Source organism: Dokdonella koreensis DS-123 (genome assembly GCF_001632775.1).
Lineage (GTDB): Bacteria > Pseudomonadota > Gammaproteobacteria > Xanthomonadales > Rhodanobacteraceae > Dokdonella > Dokdonella koreensis.
Genome location: NZ_CP015249.1, coordinates 2,226,823 through 2,245,489, shown reverse-complemented (window position 1 = coordinate 2,245,489; position 18,667 = coordinate 2,226,823). Strand labels below are relative to the sequence as shown.

The 18,667-nt window shown below is 69.2% G+C and carries 13 protein-coding genes; 2 read left to right on the top strand and 11 right to left on the bottom strand.

Annotated features, from left to right (window positions below):
- Position 1: 1 nt before the first annotated feature.
- From I596_RS09110 to I596_RS09095, 4 genes are all read right to left on the bottom strand, one after another.
- A complete protein-coding gene (locus I596_RS09110; protein WP_067646741.1) occupies positions 2-631 on the bottom strand; it encodes a phosphoribosylanthranilate isomerase in 630 nt (209 codons plus the stop codon).
- Complete coding sequence (gene truA / locus I596_RS09105; RefSeq protein WP_067651673.1) at positions 628-1,416, bottom strand: tRNA pseudouridine(38-40) synthase TruA; 789 nt, start codon at positions 1,414-1,416, stop codon at positions 628-630. The genes I596_RS09110 and truA overlap by 4 nt, the downstream gene beginning before the upstream one ends.
- Positions 1,417-1,543: 127 nt before the next feature.
- Complete coding sequence (locus tag I596_RS09100) at positions 1,544-4,081, bottom strand: motility hub landmark protein FimV (protein WP_067646738.1); 2,538 nt, start codon at positions 4,079-4,081, stop codon at positions 1,544-1,546.
- Between the two features lie 96 nt (positions 4,082-4,177).
- Entirely contained in the window at positions 4,178-5,206 is a 1,029-nt protein-coding gene (locus I596_RS09095) for an aspartate-semialdehyde dehydrogenase (protein ID WP_067646735.1), read from the bottom strand.
- A gap of 144 nt (positions 5,207-5,350) precedes the next feature.
- On the opposite strand from I596_RS09095, the gene parC reads away from it, so the two are divergent.
- Positions 5,351-7,591, top strand: a complete 2,241-nt coding sequence (gene parC / locus I596_RS09090; RefSeq protein ID WP_067646732.1) for a DNA topoisomerase IV subunit A — start codon at positions 5,351-5,353, stop codon at positions 7,589-7,591.
- A complete protein-coding gene (locus I596_RS09085; RefSeq protein WP_067646729.1) occupies positions 7,591-9,966 on the top strand; it encodes a penicillin acylase family protein in 2,376 nt (791 codons plus the stop codon). Before parC ends, I596_RS09085 begins: the two co-directional genes overlap by 1 nt.
- A 280-nt stretch (positions 9,967-10,246) precedes the next feature.
- Here I596_RS09085 and I596_RS09080 read toward each other — a convergent pair whose 3' ends face one another.
- The 7 genes from I596_RS09080 to dapD all read right to left on the bottom strand — a co-directional run bounded on the left by I596_RS09080 (position 10,247) and on the right by dapD (position 18,629).
- Positions 10,247-12,133, bottom strand: coding sequence for a hypothetical protein (locus tag I596_RS09080; protein WP_067646726.1), 1,887 nt, complete (start codon positions 12,131-12,133; stop codon positions 10,247-10,249).
- Positions 12,134-12,293: 160 nt separating this feature from the next.
- Positions 12,294-13,487, bottom strand: a complete 1,194-nt coding sequence (locus I596_RS09075) for a hypothetical protein (protein ID WP_150132091.1) — start codon at positions 13,485-13,487, stop codon at positions 12,294-12,296.
- Positions 13,484-14,098 (bottom strand): hypothetical protein, encoded by a 615-nt coding sequence (locus I596_RS09070; RefSeq protein ID WP_067646719.1) that lies wholly within the window; start codon positions 14,096-14,098, stop codon positions 13,484-13,486. The genes I596_RS09075 and I596_RS09070 overlap by 4 nt, the downstream gene beginning before the upstream one ends.
- Positions 14,095-15,915 (bottom strand): hypothetical protein, encoded by a 1,821-nt coding sequence (locus tag I596_RS09065; RefSeq protein ID WP_223303799.1) that lies wholly within the window; start codon positions 15,913-15,915, stop codon positions 14,095-14,097. The genes I596_RS09070 and I596_RS09065 overlap by 4 nt, the downstream gene beginning before the upstream one ends.
- Before the next feature lie 403 nt (positions 15,916-16,318).
- Positions 16,319-17,455, bottom strand: coding sequence for a succinyl-diaminopimelate desuccinylase (gene dapE / locus I596_RS09060; RefSeq protein WP_067646713.1), 1,137 nt, complete (start codon positions 17,453-17,455; stop codon positions 16,319-16,321).
- Positions 17,452-17,811, bottom strand: a complete 360-nt coding sequence (locus tag I596_RS09055; RefSeq protein WP_067646710.1) for a Spx/MgsR family RNA polymerase-binding regulatory protein — start codon at positions 17,809-17,811, stop codon at positions 17,452-17,454. Before I596_RS09055 ends, dapE begins: the two co-directional genes overlap by 4 nt.
- Positions 17,811-18,629, bottom strand: coding sequence for a 2,3,4,5-tetrahydropyridine-2,6-dicarboxylate N-succinyltransferase (gene dapD, locus I596_RS09050; protein ID WP_083965477.1), 819 nt, complete (start codon positions 18,627-18,629; stop codon positions 17,811-17,813). Before dapD ends, I596_RS09055 begins: the two co-directional genes overlap by 1 nt.
- Positions 18,630-18,667 lie beyond the last annotated feature (38 nt).

Below are 18,667 nucleotides of genomic sequence, written 5' to 3'. Positions count from 1 at the left end.
CTCATCCGAAATCCGCGGCACGCACGGCCGCAACGAAAGCCTGCATTTTCGCATCATCCTTGATGCCGGGGGCGGTTTCGATGCCACTGGAGACATCGACCGCCCAAGGACGCGTCTGGCGGACCGCGGCAGCGACGTTTTCCGGTGCCAGCCCGCCGGCCAGGACGATCGGCCGCTGCAGGCCGTGCAGGCGCGACCAGTCGAAGCGCTGGCCGGTGCCGCCGGCCTCGCCGCTGGCATGGGCGTCGCACAGGAAGCCGGCGGCGGTCGGGTAGCGTTCCAGATAGGCACCGACGTCCTCGACCGTCGCCATCGCGACGGCCTTCAGGTACGGGCGCCCGAAGCCGGCGCAGAACGAGGCATCCTCCGCCCCGTGGAACTGCAGAAGGTCCGGCGAGAACGTGCGCGTGACGGTGTCGATCCAGGCCGCGGTATCGTCCATGAACAAGGCGACGGTACCGACGAACGGCGGCAGGGCCGCGCGGATCGCCGCCGCGGCCGCCGGCTCGATGAAGCGGCGGCTGCGGCGCGTGAAGACGAAGCCGAGCGCGTCGACGCCGAGTGCGACGGCCGCCTGGGCGTCGCGCGCGCGCGTGATGCCGCAGAACTTGATCCGCGTGCGCGTGCTCATCGGTGGATGTCCGGTGTCGCCAGCACGACCTCGGCCGGCAGGCCGGGTGCCTCTTCGTACAGCGGCCCGAGAAAGCACAGGCCGGTGGCCGGCGCGGTCGGCCCGGCGCGGTTCCGGTCGCGGCCGGCCAGCAGTTCGCCGATCCAGGCCGCCGGGCGCTCGCCGCGCCCGACCGGCAGCAGCGAGCCGACGATGTTGCGCACCATGTGATGAAGGAACGCGTTGGCACGGATGTCGATCTGCAGCCGGTCGCCCTCGCGCGTGACCGTGACGGCCTGCACGCGGCGCATCGGCGAGCGGGCCTGGCAGGCGCTGGTGCGGAACGCGCTGAAATCATGCTCGCCGACCAGGGCCTGGGCGGCATCGTGCATCGCGGCGGCATCGAGCGGCGCCCGCTCCCAGGTCACGAAACGCGCATCGAGCGCCGGCCGCACCGGTCGATTGAGAATCGCGTAGCGGTAGCGGCGGGCCCTGGCGCTGAACCGCGCATGGAAGGTGTCGGCGACCGGCGCGGCCCAGCGTACGGCGACTGCCGCCGGCAGCTGCGAATTGGTGCCGAGCACCCACGCCCGCTGCGTCCGCTCGGACGGGCTGTCGAAATGCACGACCTGGCAGCGCGCATGAACGCCGGCGTCGGTGCGCCCGGCGCAAGTGACCTCGACACGGTGCGCGGCGACGAAGCCGAGCGCGTCTTCCAGCGCCGCCTGCACGGTCGACCCGTGGCTGAGCCGCTGCCAGCCGAGAAAATCGGTGCCGTCGTATTCGACACCGAGAGCGATCCGCAAGACCGTCACCCAGGATTCGGAAAGGAGCGCGATTGTACCGATGCCGGACCGAACCGGCCGCCTGCAGTAAACGACGAGGCCGGGATCGCTCCCGGCCTCGTTCGCGTGCGTTGCGGTGTGCCGCCGGTCAGGCGATGCCGTCGAGCAGTCGCCGCGCCTCGTCCTTCTGGACCTGGCTGCCTTCGTTGAGGACCTCGTCCAGCATCGCGCGAGCGCCTTCGGGATCGCCCATGTCCAGGTAGGTGCGCGCCAGGTCGAGCTTGGTGTCCACGGCATCGTCGCCGACGAAGAAATCGTCATCGGCCTTTTCCGCGACGTCACCGGCCAGACCGGTGCGCTCGGCCGTGTCGCGCGCCGCCGCGTCGATCTCGCTCTGGAAATCCAGCGGCGGCAGATCGTCGAAATCGAAGCCGTCGTCGTCGGTCGAGGCGGGCACGGCCTGGGCCACCGGTGCGACCGGCGTGCTCGGCTGCGCCGGCTCGAAATCGAACGCGAAATCGGTTTCGGGCGGAGCGGCTACCGGTGCCGGCGCCGGTGTCGGATCGAACGGATCGGCCAGCGGTGCGTCGAAGACGAACGAGGTGTCCTCCTCCAGCTCTTCGTCCGGCGCCATGGCCTGCGCATCCTGTCCCGAGAACAGCGGGTTGCCGGGCGCCAGTTCGCGGCCCATCGCCTGCACCTCGAGCCATTCGGGCTGGCTGCGGTCGATGACGTAGTCGTTCATGTCGAGCGCGCCGACTTCGAAGTCCTCCACGCGCCGCTCGGCATAGAAATGGCTGAGCAGTTCCAGGCGTGCACCGAGGTCGGCCGGGTTGCCGTCGATCTGCGTGCGGAGCGCGGCTTCGATGGCGTCGCCCGGAGCACCCTCGGCCAGCGCGGCCGCCGGCAAGGGCGAGTGGCCGAACGATTCGGCGATCGATGAGCGCTCGACCGGCTTGCCTCGCTTGCGCAGGCCCATCGCGCCGAGCAGGATCAGCAGCAGGCCGATCGCGCCGCCGCCGCCGAGCACCAGCGGGTCCGTATACCAGGGGCTGTCCACCGGTACGACCGGCTTCGCCGCCGGCTTGGGTGGCGTCTTCTGCGCGGGTGCCGCCGGCTTCGCTGCGGGCGGCTGCGGTGGCGCTGCCGCCGCCGGCGCGGCGCTGGTGTCCGAGCCGGTGGCGGTGATCGTGTCGCTGGGGGGCGTGGCCGGCGGCGACGGCTGGCCACCCGCGTCGGCTGTCGCTGCCGGCTCCGGCGCGGCGGGCGCTGCGCTCGGCGCGGGCGTTGCCGTTGCTGCCGGCGCCTCACCGGTCGTCGCGCTCTGCGAACCGGGCGCGGCCGTGGTCTCGCTCTTGCCCCAGATGTCCTCCTTCGTCGGCGCGGCCGGCGTTTCGGCCGGTGTCGCGGAGGCCGCCGGTGCCGGCGCCGGGGTTGCGGTGGCAGCCGGTGCTGCCGGCTTGCCGCTCTGCGCGCCGTCCTGCAGGGACTTGAGGCGCTGCTGAAGCTCGGCGATCTCCGAATCCTTGAGGCTCAGCAGGCGGTCGTTCTTGTTCTTGATGTCCTCCAGCTCGCGCACGCGCGACTTCAGCTCGCCGGTTTCCTGCTCGCGGCTGGCCAATGCTTCGCGGGTGCGCGCCAGATCGCCTTTGAGGCGGGTGTCGCCGCTGCCGGATTCGGCGCTGCTGGCGCCGACGCGATCACTGGCGGCCAGGCTGTCCTTGCCGACCGACGGCGGAACGATCGAAAGCCGCGATTCGTCCTTCGCGCGCGTGCCGCCCGTGGATGGAGCAGCGGCCGCGTCGCCCTGCGCCGCGGTGCGGGCCACGCGGGTCGGACTGCCGGCCGTGCCGCGCCAGTCCTCGACCTGACCGCGGACCTGCTCGGCGGCTTCGCGCAACGAAGCGACCGAGCGGATCGCGTCGGCGTCGGGGACGCGCAGGATCGCTCCGCTCTTGAGCGCGTTGATGTTGTCCTTGTAGAACGCCGACGGATTGGCCTTGAACAGGGCCAGCATCGTCTGGTCGAGGCTGACGTCGGCGCCCGGACGCACCTGGCGCGCGATCGCCGACAGGGTATCGCCGCTGTTGACCGTGTAGTCGCTACCGGCGGTCGCCGCCGGGCGCGGCGCGGGTGCCGCAGCCGCTGCAGGAGCCTTCGCCACCGGGGGCGGCGCGGTCGGCGTTCTCGGCACCGGCTTGGCCTGTGGCTCGGGCAGCGACTCGACCGGCGCCCGCGCGGGCTCGGCCGATGCAGCCATCGTGGTCGATCCCTTGATCGCCGCCGCGGTGACCGGCGGATCGAGTAGGACCGTGTACTCGCGCAACAGGCGGCCGTTGGTCCAGTTCGCCTCGATCAGGAAATCCAGGAACGGTTCGCGCACGATGTCGGCGGTGGTCACGCGGATCACGGCCTGACCCTGCGCGTTGTGTACCAGCTTGAATTCCAGCGGCACGGCGGCACTGCGCGAGCGGTCGAGCCCCACCCGCTCGAAGTCCTCGGCACTGGCAAGCTGGATGATCAGGCCCTCGGCTTCTCCCGGATTGCTTTGGATGACCGGGATCTCGGCGTCCAGCGGCTGGTTCAGGCGCGACTTGACCTGGATCGATCCCAGGCCGAGCGCCATGGCATCGATCCCGCTGATCGCCAGCGCAATGGCCAGCGACAGGTGCAACGGTCGTTTCATATGCAAAGCTCCCCCGGCGACGATGATCCGGAATCCGGCTGCGGATTCCTGCGAGCGAATCTCGAAATTGCCTTATAACACAATCGTAACTGTAGATCAGAGATACGTTTTGATCACCAGTTCACCGATTTGAACCGCGTTGAGAGCGGCCCCTTTGCGGATGTTGTCGGCCACCACCCAGAGGTCCAGGCCGCGCGGGTGCGAGATGTCCTCGCGGATGCGCCCGACGAACACCGGGTCCTTGCCGGCCGCGTGCCCCGCCGGGGTCGGGTAGCCGCCGGGCTTGCGCTCGTCGACGACCACCACGCCCGGAGCGGCCTGCAGCAGGCGCCGCGCCGCATCGGCGGAGATCCGCTCGCGCGTCTCGATGTGCACCGCTTCGGCATGACCGAAGAAGACCGGGACGCGGACGGCGGTGGGATTGACCTGGATGGAGGCGTCTTCGAGGATCTTGCGCGTCTCCCAGACCATCTTCATCTCTTCCTTCGTATAGCCGTTGTCCTGGAAGTCGTCGATGTGGGGAATCAGGTTGAAGGCGATCTGGACCGGGAACTTCGACGGCTCCGGATCCTGGAAATTGAGCAGGGCGGCGGTCTGCCGGCCCAGTTCCTCGCCGCCGGAGCGCCCTGCCCCGGAGACCGACTGGTAGGTGGCCACGTTGATCCGCTCGATGCCGACGGCGCGATGGATCGGGGCCAGCGCCACCAGCATCTGCATCGTGGAGCAGTTGGGGTTGGCGATGATGCCGCGGTTGCGGTACGCCGCGATCGCATGGGGATTGACCTCGCTGACGACCAGCGGGATGTCGTCCTGGTAGCGGAACTCGGAGGTGTTGTCGATCACCACCGCACCGGCGGCCGCCGCGCGTGGCGCGTGGACGCGGGAGACCGAGCCGCCGGCCGAGAAGAAGGCGATGTCCACGCCGGCGAAGTCGAAAGCGGCCAGGTTGCGCACCGGTACCGAGCGGCCGGCATAGGTCAGCTGGCCGCCGGCCGAGCGTTCGCTGGCGAGGGCGACGAGCTCGCCGACCGGGAACCGGCGTTCGGCGAGGATCTCCAGCAGGGCCTCCCCGACCGCGCCGGTCGCGCCCACCACCGCCACCTTGTATGTCCTGCTGTCGCTCATCGCGCGATTCTCGTCCGTACGCCTGAAAAAGGTCGCTGTTGATACCGCTTTGGCGTTACAGGCGCAACAGGCACAGCGTATTTTCCCTCGTTCCGGCACAATCGCGCTCTTGATCGGACACACCTGGCGCCCCCGAAGAAACCGATGAACCTGCAAGCCAACTACGAACAGATCGCCCTCAAGGATTACGCCGAACGCGCCTATCTCGACTACTCGATGTACGTCGTGCTCGACCGCGCCCTGCCGTTCGTGGGCGACGGACTCAAGCCCGTACAGCGGCGCATCGTCTACGCGATGAGCGAGCTCGGCCTGGACGCCGCGGCCAAGCCGAAGAAGTCGGCGCGCACCGTCGGCGACGTGATCGGCAAGTTCCATCCGCACGGCGACTCGGCCTGCTACGAGGCAATGGTGCTGATGGCCCAGCCGTTCTCGTACCGGTACCCGCTGATCGACGGCCAGGGCAACTTCGGTTCGCAGGACGATCCCAAGTCGTTCGCGGCGATGCGCTACACCGAGTCGAAACTGACGCCGATCGCCGAGCTGCTGCTGGAGGAGCTTGCCCACGGCACCGTCGACTGGACGCCCAACTTCGACGGCACGCTGAAGGAGCCCGCCTGGCTGCCGTCGCGCGTGCCGCACGTCCTGCTGAACGGCTCGACCGGCATCGCCGTCGGCATGGCGACCGACATCCTGCCGCACAACCTGCGCGAGCTGGCCAGCGCCTGCATCCGCCTGCTCGACGATCCCGACGCCAGCGTGCGGGACCTGTGCGAGCACGTGCGCGGCCCGGACTTCCCGAGCGCCGCCGAGATCATCACCCCGGCCAGCGAGCTGGCCGCGCTCTACGAGACCGGCAACGGCTCGGTGCGCTGCCGTGCGGTCTACGTCAAGGAAGACGGCAACATCGTCATCACTGCCCTGCCCTACCAGGTCTCGCCTTCGAAAGTCCTGCTGCAGATCGATGCGCTGGCCAAGGCCAAGAAGCTGCCGATGCTCGAGGACTACCGCGACGAGTCCGATCACGAGAACCCGATCCGCCTGGTGCTGGTGCCGCGCTCCAACCGGGTCGACCTCGACGAGACCATGCAGCACCTGTTCGCGACCACCGACCTGGAGCGCAGCTACCGGGTCAACTTCAACATGATCGGCCTGGACGGGCGGCCGCAGGTCAAGAACCTGCGCCAGATCCTCGGCGAATGGCTGCGGTTCCGTACCGATACCGTCACGCGCCGGCTGCAGCACCGGCTGGGCAAGGTCGAGCGGCGCCTGCACCTGCTCGAAGGCCTGCGTGTCGCGTACCTGAACCTCGACGAGGTGATCCGCATCATCCGCGCCGAGGAAGAGCCCAAGCCGGTGCTGATGGCGCGCTTCGGACTGAGCGAGGAACAGGCCGACTACATCCTCGAGACGCGCCTGCGCCAGTTGGCGCGGCTGGAGGAGATGAAGATCAACGCCGAGCGCGACCAGCTCGAGGAGGAGCGCGCGCGGATCAACGTCCTGCTCAATTCCAAGGCGCGGCTGAAGACGCTGATCAAGGACGAACTGCGCGAGGACGCCCGCAAGTACGGCGACGACCGACGCTCCCCGCTGGTCGAGCGCCAGGTCGCGCAGGCGCTCGACGAGTCGGCGCTGGTCGCCAGCGAGCCGGTGACGATCGTGCTCAGCGAGAAAGGCTGGGTACGCGCGGCGAAGGGACACGACGTCGACGCGCCGGCGCTCAACTACCGCGAGGGCGACGCCTACCTGGCCGCGGCCCGCGGCCGCACCACCCAGCAGGTCGCCTTCATCGATTCCACCGGGCGCAGCTACTCGCTGCCGGCGCATGCCCTGCCCTCGGCGCGCGGCAACGGCGAACCGGTCACCGGCCGCTTCAGCCTGCCGGCCGGCGCGCGCATCGACACCATCGCGATCGCCGAGAACGGCACCCGCCTGGTCATGGCGTCCGATGCCGGCTACGGCTTCGTGACCCGCTTCGAGTCGCTGCTGGCGAACAAGAAGGCCGGCAAGCAGCTGATGAACATCGACGCCGGCAGCCACGTACTGCCGCCACCCGTCGTGGCCGACCCGGCGCGCGACCGCATCGTCGTCGTGACCAATGCCGGCCATCTGCTGATGTTCTCGGTGGCCGACCTTCCCGAGCTCGACAACGGTGGCCGCGGCAACAAGCTGATCGAGATCCCGAAGCCCAAATACGCGGCCGGCGAACGGGTCGCCGGGGTTGCCGTCGTCGCCGAGGGCAAGGGCGAGGTGACGCTCTACGCCGGCCAGCGCAAGCTGATCCTCAAATGGGCGGACCTGGTCGAGTATGGCGGGGGACGCGCCGGCCGCGGCGGCCTGCTGCCGCGCGGCTTCCAGCGGGTGGAGCGGATCGAGGCGTCGGGCTGATGCGGCCGGCGGTGCGCTGGTCGCTGCGCCTGGCGGTCGCGCTGGTCGTGCTCGCCGCCGCAACGGCGGTGGGGGCCTGGCTGGCGTTGCGCGGCAGCCTGCCGCAGCTCGACGGCACCGCTGCTGCTGCATTGGCGGCACCGGCCACCGTCGAACGCGACGCGCTCGGCACCGTGACCATCACGGCCGGTGATCGCAGCGACCTGGCCTGGGCGATCGGCTATGTCCACGCGCAGGAACGTTTCTTCGAGATGGACCTCATGCGCCGCAGCGCGGCCGGCGAATTGTCGGAGTTGTTCGGGTCGGTGGCGGTCGGCGCCGATCGCAACGCGCGCGTGCATCGCATGCGCACGCGCCTGGCCGCGGCGCTCGACGCCCTGCCGGCGGAGCAGCGCACCCAGCTCGACCGCTATCGCGACGGCGTCAATGCCGGCATGGATGCGCTATCGGTGCGTCCGTTCGCCTACCTGCTGACGCGCTCGGTGCTCGAGCCGTGGCGCAGCGAGGACAGCTTGCTGGTGATCGCCGCGATGTTCTTCGACCTGCAGGATGCCGCCAACGCGCGCGAGCTGGGGTTCGCCCGCCTGCGCGCGGCATTGCCCGATTCGGCCTACCGGTTCCTGACCGCCGCGGGCGGCGGCTGGGATGCGCCGCTGGCAGGACCGCCGCTGCGCTGGCCGGAGCTGCCGCCGGCGGCGGACCTGGATCTGCGCAGCCTCGCCGCGGGGCTGCTGCGGCCGGCCGGCCGCACCGCCGACGAGACGCCGGGCAGCAATGCCTTCGCGGTCGCCGGCGCGCTGACCGGCGGGCCGGCCCTGGTGGCGAACGACATGCACCTGGGCTTGCGCGTGCCCAACATCTGGTTCCGCGCCCGCTTCGTCTATCCCAATCCGCGGCGCGCAGGGGCGATCGTCGACGTCAGCGGCGCCACCCTGCCCGGCGTGCCGGCGATCGTCGCCGGCAGCAATGGCAACGTCGCCTGGGGATTCACCAACAGCTACGGCGACTTCGCCGACTGGGTACGCGTCGAGCTCGATCCGTCCGATCCGTCGCGCTACCGGACGGCACAGGGCTGGGCCTCGATCGAAGAGGCTCACGAGACGATTCGCGTCAAGGGTGGCGAGGCGGTCGCGCTCGACATTCGCGGCACCGCTTGGGGTCCGTTGCTGGGCACCGATGCGGACGGCACGCCGCTGGCCCTGGCCTGGACAGCGCACCGGCCTGGTGCCATCGACGCGCGCCTGCTTGCGCTCGACACCGCCGAGACCGTGGACGATGCCGTCGCCATCGCCCAGGCCAGCGGCATTCCTGCGCAGAACTTCGTGGCCGGCGACCGGGCCGGCAACATCGCCTGGACGATCGCGGGGCGCATCCCGCGTCGGGTCGGCGGCTACGATCCGTCGCTTCCGGCGGCATGGGACACGCCGGGGCGAGGTTGGGACGGCTGGATCGATGCGGCCGACCATCCGCTCATCGCCAACCCGCCGTGGCAGCGGATCTGGAGCGCGAACCAGCGCATGGTGGCACAGCCGATGCTCGACGTGCTCGGCGACGGCGGCTACGACCTGGGCGCACGCGCGTTGCGGATCCGGGACGACCTGCAGGCACGCGAGCGCTTCGTGCCGGGCGACCTCCTCGCCGTGCAGCTCGACGACGACGCGGCCCTGATCGCGCAATGGAAGGATTTGCTGGCGCGCCAGCTGGAGCAGATGAAGCCCGATCCGCTGCGCGACGCGATGGCGGCGGCGTTGCGGGACTGGAACGGAAGGGCTGCCGCCGATTCGGTGGCCTACCGGCTGGTGCGCGCCTGGCGCGACGAGGTGACCGACGTGCTGCGGCAGGGCTTCGCCGCCGCGGTACGCACGAAGTTCCCGGACTTCGAGCTGCCGCGCCTGGCCCAGTTCGAGCATGCGGCCGCCGCGTTGATCGTGTTCCGTCCCGCGCACCTGCTGCCGCCCGGCCAGACCGATTGGGATGCCCTGCTGGACGGCGCCGCCTTGCGCGTGGCCGGGCGCCTGGCCGGACAGCCGGGCGGCATCGCCGCACGGACCTGGGGCGAGCGCAACACGACCCGCATCCGCCATCCGCTGTCGCGGGCCTTGCCCGAGCTGCTCGGACGCTGGCTGGACATGCCGGCCGATGCCTTGCCGGGCGACGCCCACGTCCCGCGCGTGCAGGGGCGGAGCTTCGGCGCGTCGGAGCGCTTCGGGGTCGCCCCCGGCGTCGAGCAGGAGGGCTACTTCCAGATGCCCGGCGGCCAGAGCGGGCATCCGCTGTCGCCGTTCTACGGTGCCGGCCATGCCGATTGGGTATCGGGCAAGCCGACGCCGTTTCTTCCGGGTGAGCCCAGGCACCGGTTGGAGCTCCGGCCTTAGCGCGCGTCGCGGGCTAAGGCCGGGGTGCGAAGATCCCCGGCGCGACGCCCGGCGGCGCTGCGGTCCTGGGCCAGACGGTCCTCCGCCTGCCCTGCGGGCCGCGCCTTGCCGGAACGATACGACGGTGCAACGCAGCTCGCCTCACGGCCCAAGGTGCCCCAGCCAGGCCTGATCCCACCGGTCACGTGCACCCGCCGGACGAAAAAAAGCCCCGCGTCCGCCCGAGGGGGACGCGGGGCCTGATCGACCGTACGCGCGGCGCGCGCGCGTACGGTTCAACTCACGGCGCGTTGTTGCCGAAGCCCGACTTGGCCCGGGCCACGCCCGGCGCCAGCAGGCCGTTCGCCTGCAGCACCTGCGGCGTACCGGTTTCGGCGACATGCAGCGTGGCGCTGCTTTCGGTCGGGGCCAGGTTGGCGGTGAACGAGAAGCGGAACATCGTGCCCCAGTTCAAGGCATTGCTCTTCGTCGGCGTGGCCCAGACGACGGTGCCGTTGCTGACGCCGGTCGCCCAGTTGTTGGTCGTCTCGAGGTCGCCGTCGCTGAACGTGACGTTGGTGATCGTGGCCGAGCCGACCGGCACGGTGAAGCTGTCGAAGCCCATGTTGCTGATCACGCGCAGGTTCGGTTCGGCACCCTGGGTCTTGGCGCGGGCGAAGTCCAGGTTCATCACCGCATAGTCGTACCGCCACAGGCCGCCACCGAGGCTGGTCGCCTTGACGGCGACCTTGGTGTGGCCTTCCGTGCTGGCGAGTTCGACCGAGCGTGCATTGGCGCCCGGATTGGCCGGGTCGACCCAGCGGTCGATCGCCGGTCCCAACCGGTACTGGTCGTTGCCGCCGACGCTCCAGGTGCTGGCGTTGCGCGTGAAGGTGGCGCGCTTGGTCGCCATCGAGTTGTAGATGTTGATGTCCTGGCGCGCGAGGTACCACGACTCGAACAGGTAGGTCGCCCCGGCCTGGCCCGGACCGCTGAACTGCGACTCGCGCGTGATAAGGCGCTGGTCGAAGTTGCCGTTGCCCGAGCCGTTGGGCTGGCCGTCGCAGTTGAGGTCGTAGATCGATCCGCAGCGTCCCCACTGGTTGGTGGCCGGGATGATCTCCGAGCGCGGGCCGAGGTCGCTGTTGCTGTCGTTGTTGCCGGTGCCGTAGGTGTCGCTGCAGCCGCGGCCGAGCACCTGGCTGGTGCCGGGATGCTCGAGGCAGCTGGAGTTGGTGGTCAGGAACGCGTGCTTGACGCCGGAACGTCCGATCTGGTCGATCGAACCGTCCGCATTGAAGCGGTAGAGGTTCCAGATCAGGAACGGGTGCTGGTCGTTGTTGTACGGCGGGTGGTTGCCGCTGAATTTCTCCCACCACGGGATGTCGGCCGTCCACAGTGCCGTACTGGTGCCGAGCGGGTCGCCCGGGATCGTCGCCTGGGCGGAGCCGTTGTTGACGTTGTTGCGCAGCGTCGAGGACGGCGTGAACACGACGCGCCCGTTGCCGCCTTCCCCGGTGCAGCCGTCGCAGCGGCTGTACTGCGAGTTGAAGGTCTGCATGAACAGGTCGGCCTGGTAGGTCGCTCCGGCGGCCGGTGCCGCCTGGCCGTGCCACTTGAAGCCACCCGACGGCTGCTGCGGGTCGCCGCCCTGGCGCAGCACGTCGGTCGTCATCTGCATGTCGGCGATCGCCCAGTTGGCGACCTCCGGATGGCCGATCCGATCGGCCAGCTCGGGCGAGATGCGCAGGTCCATCGTCCGCACGGCCAGGCGCTGGTTGTTGTCGACCAGTTCGTACATCAGGCGGTCGATGTAGAACCAGGCCTTGCCGTCGCCGCCGACGATGTCGAGGATCAACTGGTCGCCGGCGCGGGGGCTCAGGCGGAAGTCGGTCAAATCGATGCGGCCGGCCGGCGAGTCGATCACGTAGCCGCCGCGGGCCTGCAGCGAACCGCCGATGAAGTCGTGCAGGTTGCCGGCGCGGACGTCGAACTCGAGGCTGCCGGTCTGGCGCAGGTCGAACATCTCGTGCTCGCGCCAGGCGAGCTGCGCGTGCCTGCCGTTGGCGGCACCCAGCACCAGCCCGAGGTCGTCCGCCAGTTCACGATTCCAGCGCACGCCGACGGTGCCGCCCCAGGCCGACCAGTGTTCCGAGGTCTCCTTGGCGCGGTCGAGTCCTGCGGCCATGGATCCGGCGCTGGTGGCGCCCAGGGTGATCGCGCCGGCTATGGCGATCGCAAGCGATTTGCAAACCAACCCGCTGAAGGTAGTCATAGAGCCCCAGTCAATGAATGTCAGTGTGGATGGCGAAGCCGCATCCGGCGGCTTCGCCCAAACGTGCCTTCGATCAGGGCGAGGTGCCGTTGATCGGTCCTTCCAGGCCGCTCACATGGATGTAGTCGGACCAGTCACCGAACGGCACCAGCATCGGCCCGGTGTTCTTGCAGACCATCGAGTCCTGCGAGATGCAGGTCCCGCCGCTGCAGCCCGGCGGCCAGTTGTTGGCGGTGCTGTCGCGCACGGCCACGCGGTAGTAGAGGGCGACCGTCGTATTGCTGAGCGTCTCGTTGTTGACCAGGGCGTTCTGGTTCATCTGGCAGGCGCCCAGCTGGTTGTCGGTACGGTCGCCGTACTCGCCGTCGATCTGCTTGGTGGCCATCACGTCGACGGTGTGGAAGCCGCGGCCGGATTCATCGGTCGGCACGACGTAGTCGCCGGAGCCCGGGATCAGCCGGTAGCCACGCCCGCTGGCGGCGTTGCGGACTTCCCAGGTACGGGGGCCGCCATTGGCGCCGCCGTTCGCACTGCGCAGCGCCGAGAACTCGGTGGCCTTGTCCGTACCGTTCTCGCTGACCATCTGGTTGCCGTCGCCGTCGATGTTGAACTCGAAGCGCCAGTAGTTGTGATGCCAGTGCGTCACGTTGTTGTAGGTGCCGTCGCGATTGCCGAAGCCGAAATACGGCTGGATGCGGCCGTCCTTGAAGAACGCGAAGCGCGAGCTGTACATGTACCAGCCGGCCTGGTACTGCGTGGTCAGGCGGACCTCGTCGCCGAAGTCCTCGATCATCACGCCGGCCGCGCAGCTGGCGCCGGGCAGCGAGAGCCCGAACGGGCAACCACCGTAGGAGGCCGTGGCGTTCTGCGAGCGGTCGCAGGCGGTCGTCGCATACGAACCGTAGGTCGGCGTGCCGAGCGTGTTCTGCACCGCCGGAACGGCGAGGATGGTCGTGTTCTCGTCCTTCCAGTCGCGGTAGCAGTTGCCGCCGGCGCCGTTGCGGTACTCGGCGAACAGCAGCGGCGCGTGCATGCGGCGCATCACCGGAATGCCGTTGTAGTGGACGTCGCGCACTTCCAGTCCCGAACCGTCCGGTCCGACGCTCTGGCTCGGCCGCAGCCAGCACATTTCCCAGACCGGGTTGGCCGCCGGCCAGCTCAGCTTGGTCTCGCTGCCGGTGCAGGTCGGCGTGGCGGCAAGGACTTCATGACCGCCCAGAAGGCCCAGCAAGAGCAATCCCAGACTCGCGTGATGAATCGATTTCATGACGACTTCTCCGAGCGCTTGCCGGACGGGTTGCCGGCCTGTTGGTGATAGAAGGGATAGACGACCCGGTCCCGCATGAGGTCGACGATGGCATGGGCGACGGGTGTGTCGCCGTTGTCTTTTGAAGCGATGACGTGGACGCAGCGCGAACCGGGCTTGCAGTAGGGATCGTCCGGCTCGCGCAGGATGAAACCGCCGATCCAGATCTTGGTGTCGCCGGGCTGGTTGAGAATGTCGGCGAGTTGCGGATGCGTGCGAACCAGCACCTCGGCGCGCGCGTTCTCGGCCTCGGTCAACCGCAGCGATTCGCCGGGCCGGTCCTCCTCGGAGACCAGCCGGCCATCGGTGTCGAACATCTTCAGCACCGTCATGCCGCGGGCGTAGTCCCAGCCGTACTCGGCGTCGCGCACGACTTCCCTGCCGTCCACCTTGAAGCGGTCCTGGTACCGGCGCAGCACCACATAGCCCTGCATGCGGCCTTCTGCTGGCGCCGCGCTCGCGACCGGCTCGGCGACCGGGCGGGCATCGGCGGCACGATCGGCCGAACGCGAGGCGCAGCCGTGCAGCAACAGGCTGCCGACAAGTACCGACAAGAACGACTGGAGCTTCATCGTGCGGGCCTCGCGGCGGGAATCGTGACGACCTGGATGTCCTCGGGCGGGGACTTGCCGTAGGCCGGGTTGTTCCAGAGCGAATACATGTACTCGCCGCGGCTCTGCGACTGGGGACCCACGTCGAACGGCCGGTCCGGGCCGCCGGAGCACAGCGTGTTCTCGGCCGCGAATCCGTGCTCGACGGCTTCGTCGCGCAGGAATTCGATGTATTCCTTGCTGGAGGTCTGGTACCTCAGCGAGACACGCAGGCTGATCGGGCCCTGGGTGCCGGCCGGGATCGCGAAGGTATAGGGCGTGCGGTCGCGATTGACCAGGACGCCCGAACCCGGCGAGGTCTCCGGATAGGTGTAGCCGACCGGCTGGGTCTCGTAGCCGTTCGGGTCCGCGGTGGTCTTGGCGCGGAAACCGAGCGGCGGGATCCGGTTGTCCTTGGCGACGCAGTTGTTCAGCACGAAGTGGAACAGCTTGCGCCCGGCCTCCTCGGTCTTGCAGGTGCTGCTGCCCGGATCCCAGATGCCCTGCAGCGCCTCGTAGACCTTCGCCTGGGCGTCCTGGGTCAATACGGCGGTCGCCGGGTTGTAGGCGGCGCTTTCGGCGACGACGTTGGCGTTGCCGTCGCGCACCTGGACATTGATCCACATGCGGCGACCTTCGGCATAGCCGGTCGGCAGCTTGTGGCCGCTGAGGTTGACGATGTCCACGTTGGCGCTGACCGACCCAGCACTGCCCGGGGTCGGCGCGGTATAGGCGGTCACGGTGGCGCCGACCTGCGCGCTCGATTCGAGCATCAGGCGTGCCGCGGCCACCGCCTGGTCGTAGTCGCCGTCGCGTCCGAGGCCGCTCTGCCCACCGTATTGGCCCTTGATGATCGCCGGGATCCAGGTATTGCCGCCGACGAGGTCGTGGATCGGCAGGTTGCCGGTGCGCGAGCCGGGGGGATTCTGCTGGCAGGCCTTGGCGGCGGGATCCTGCGAATCGCGCATGTGGCATTGCTGGCATTGCTCGGCGCGGACCACGGCCGGCGTGCCCTGCGGTACCTCGGTCAGGCCGTCGCGGAAGATCGCGTCGGCGAACAGGCTCTGGTTCCACTCGGCGTAGGTGCGCTCGATCGGGAACGGGATGCCGGTGTCGGTGCCGTTGTTGAGGCGCAGCGTCTGCGCATAGGTGCCCGCATCGGTCTGCGGCGACGTCACGTTGTGGCAGTTGCCGCAGATCGCCGAGCTTTCGTGGTACGAGGAATAGACCCAGCCGTGCGGCGGCGTCAGGTTGCCTTCCGTATAGGTATAGGGGCCGCGGCGGCACGGGCCGCCGTAGCCCGAACCGTCGGGCGTCAGGCATTCCTGGGCGTCGTCGACCCAGAAGTTGGCGTTCTCGACGAACAGCGGCTGCGACTGCGGACCGCTGGGCATCAGCCGGTGGCAGAAATGGCAGTCGACGCCGCCGTAGTCGTTCAGCTTGCCGGCATCATGGTCGTAGCTGCCTTCGAGCAGACAGCCCAATGCGCCCTGAGGATTGGGGGCGCCGCCATTGCCGGGTTTGGTCGAATGGCCGCGCAGCCAGCCGCGCGGTGTGTGGCAGCGGATGCAATAGTCGCCGACACCGGGAATGTCGTTGTTGGCCACGTCCAGCGCCGCCCAGAACAGCGGGTCGCGGGCCGCGTTGGCCATCATCGAACCGCCCCAGGTGTTGTGCGGCAGAAAACGCGCCGTGGTCGCATCGTACCCGCGATGGCAGGACGAGCAGGTGGAGGCGTCGTTCAAGTCGCTGAGCAGCCCCGGCTGCGTACCGTGGGGCGTGAAATCCAGTGCCGTCACCGAAGCGGCGGCCAAAGAAACGAGGGCGAGCACCACGACCGCGAGCGAGCGAAGGCCAACCGGCGAAACCCATCGTTCAACAGACTGCATATTGCGCAACGTTGACTCCCCTAGCATCCGGCCCGTATCCGTATCCGGGCATTCCAGTGGAAAGGTGCAGTCCGATTGCCGCGTATCACCGCATGGATGCAGCGAGAACTCGCTGCATCAACCGAGGGTTACGAAACATCCCGTACGAAGAGTGTTATCGCAAAACCACGGCCGGGATGATCGTCCGGTCATAACTTATAACCCTAGCACAGCAGCCGGCAGCGCTTCCATAGTGCCGATACGCCATCTCGCCAAATAACATGATGCGGCGAAGCGCCCCGCGCAGGGGACTGGACGATATCGCGCGAATGATCTAATCGCCGGTGCCGATCAGCCGTTCGGCGATTTCCTGATACAGCCCCGGGAGCGCTTCCAATTCATCCAGCGCGATCGATTCATCGATTTTGTGGATGCTCTCGTTGCAGGGCCCCAGCTCGACGACTTCGGCGCCGAGCGGCGCGATGAAACGTCCGTCCGAGGTTCCGCCGCCGGTGCTCGCCTCGGGCTCCATACCGCACCGCATGTGGAGCGCTTCGATCACCACCTGGCGCAGCCGTCCTCCGGTCGTCACGAATGGTTCGCCGGAGCGATGCCAGGCGATCTCGAAGTCCAGCGCGTGCGTGCGCAGCACCGTCTCGACACGGTCGATCAGGCCGTCGGCCGAGCTGGCGACGCCGAAACGGAAATTGAACACCGCCGAGAGGCTGCCCGGAATCACGTTGTCGGCGCCGGTGCCCGCGCTGATGTTCGATACCTGGAACGAGGTCGGCGGAAAGGCCGCGTCACCCGCGTCCCAGCGGGTGACGGCCAGTTCCGCGAGCGCCGGCGCGAAGGCGTGGATCGGATTGAGCGCCTTGTGCGGATAGGCGACATGTCCCTGGATGCCGGCGATGCGCAGGCGGCCCGTTAGGGAGCCACGCCGGCCGACGCGGATCAGGTCGCCCAGCGCCTGCTGCGAGGAGGGCTCGCCGACCACGCACCAGTCGATCCGCTGGCCGCGCTCGACGAAGGTGCGGGCCACGCGCCGGATCCCGTCCTGGGCGATGCCCTCCTCGTCCGAGGTGAGCAGCAGGGCGACGGTCCCGCGATGACCGGGCCGCGCCGCGACGAAGGCCTCCAGGGCGACCGTCATCGCCGCGACGCTCGACTTCATGTCGGCCGCGCCGCGGCCGTAGAGACGGCCGTCGCGAAGGCTCGGCTCGAACGGCGGGCTGGCCCAGGCCTCGGGCGGCCCGCTCGGTACGACGTCGGTATGGCCGAGGAACACCAGCACCGGTCCGCCGCTGCCGTGCGTGGCCCAGAGATTGTCGACCTCGCCGTAGCGCAGGTGCTCGCAGGCGAAGCCGGCACGCGCCAGGCGTTCGGCCAGCAGCGCCTGGCAGCCGGCATCGTCCGGCGTCACCGAGGCGCGCCGGATCAACGCCGAAGCCAGGGCGAGCACCTCGCTCATGCGGCGAAGCGGCGCTTGAACAGGGCGTCGCTGAAGCCGAGGCTGATCTCGCCGTCCTCGGCGACGGCCACCGGTCGCCGCACCAGCGCGGGATACTCACGGATCAGCAACGTCCATTCCGCATCGCTGCCGGGCTTCTTGCGCGCGTCGGGAAGGTTGCGCCAGGTCATGCCGGTGCGATTGACCAGCTTCTCGAAGCCGCCGACCGCGCCGGCCCAGTGCTTGAGCGTGGCGGCCGGCACCGGATGCTCGCGGTAGTCGACGAACCGGTGCTCGACGCCGGCGCGCTGCAGCCAGGCGACCGCCTTCTGGCAGGTCGAGCACTTGGTCAGGCCATAGAGCGTGATGGCGCCCATCATTCCCCCCGCAGCAGTTCGTTGATCGCGGTCTTGGCGCGTGTCCGGTCGTCGACGCGCTTGACGATGACGGCGGCGTAGAGGCTGTGGCTGCCGTCCGCCGCCGGCAGCGAGCCGGCCACCACGACGCTGCCGGCGGGCACGCGGCCGTAGCTGACGGTGCCGCTGGCACGGTCGTAGATGCGCGTCGACTGGCCGAGGAACACGCCCATGCCGATCACGCTGCCGCGCTCGACCACGACGCCCTCGACCACTTCCGAGCGGGCGCCGACGAAGCAGTCGTCCTCGATGATCGTCGGCCCGGCCTGCAGCGGCTCCAGGACGCCGCCGATGCCGACGCCGCCCGACAGGTGGACGTTGCGGCCGATCTGCGCGCAGGACCCGACCGTCGCCCAGGTGTCGACCATCGTCCCGGCGCCGACATGGGCACCGATGTTCACGTAGCTGGGCATCAGCACCACGTCCGCGGCGATGTGCGCGCCGCGGCGCACCAGCGATCCCGGCACGAAGCGGGCGCCGACCTTGCGGAACGCCGCCTCGTCGGCGTCGATGAAACGCAGCGGAACCTTGTCGAAACCCGGCATCGCGCCGCGGTCGACCACGCTGTTGCCGTTGATCCGGAAGTACAGCAGCACCGCCTTCTTGAGCCAGGCGTTGACCTGCCAGCCGCCCTGCCCGTCCGGCTCGGCGACGCGCGCCTGCCCGGTCTCGAGCAGGTCCATCGTCTGCTCGACCGCGGGGCGGAGCTGCGCTTCGATTTCGGCCGGGTCCAGCTGTGCGCGGCGTTCCCACGCATCTTCAATCAGTCGTTCGATCATGTCGTCCAGGCAGATGGGAAAACCAAGGGCCGTCGATG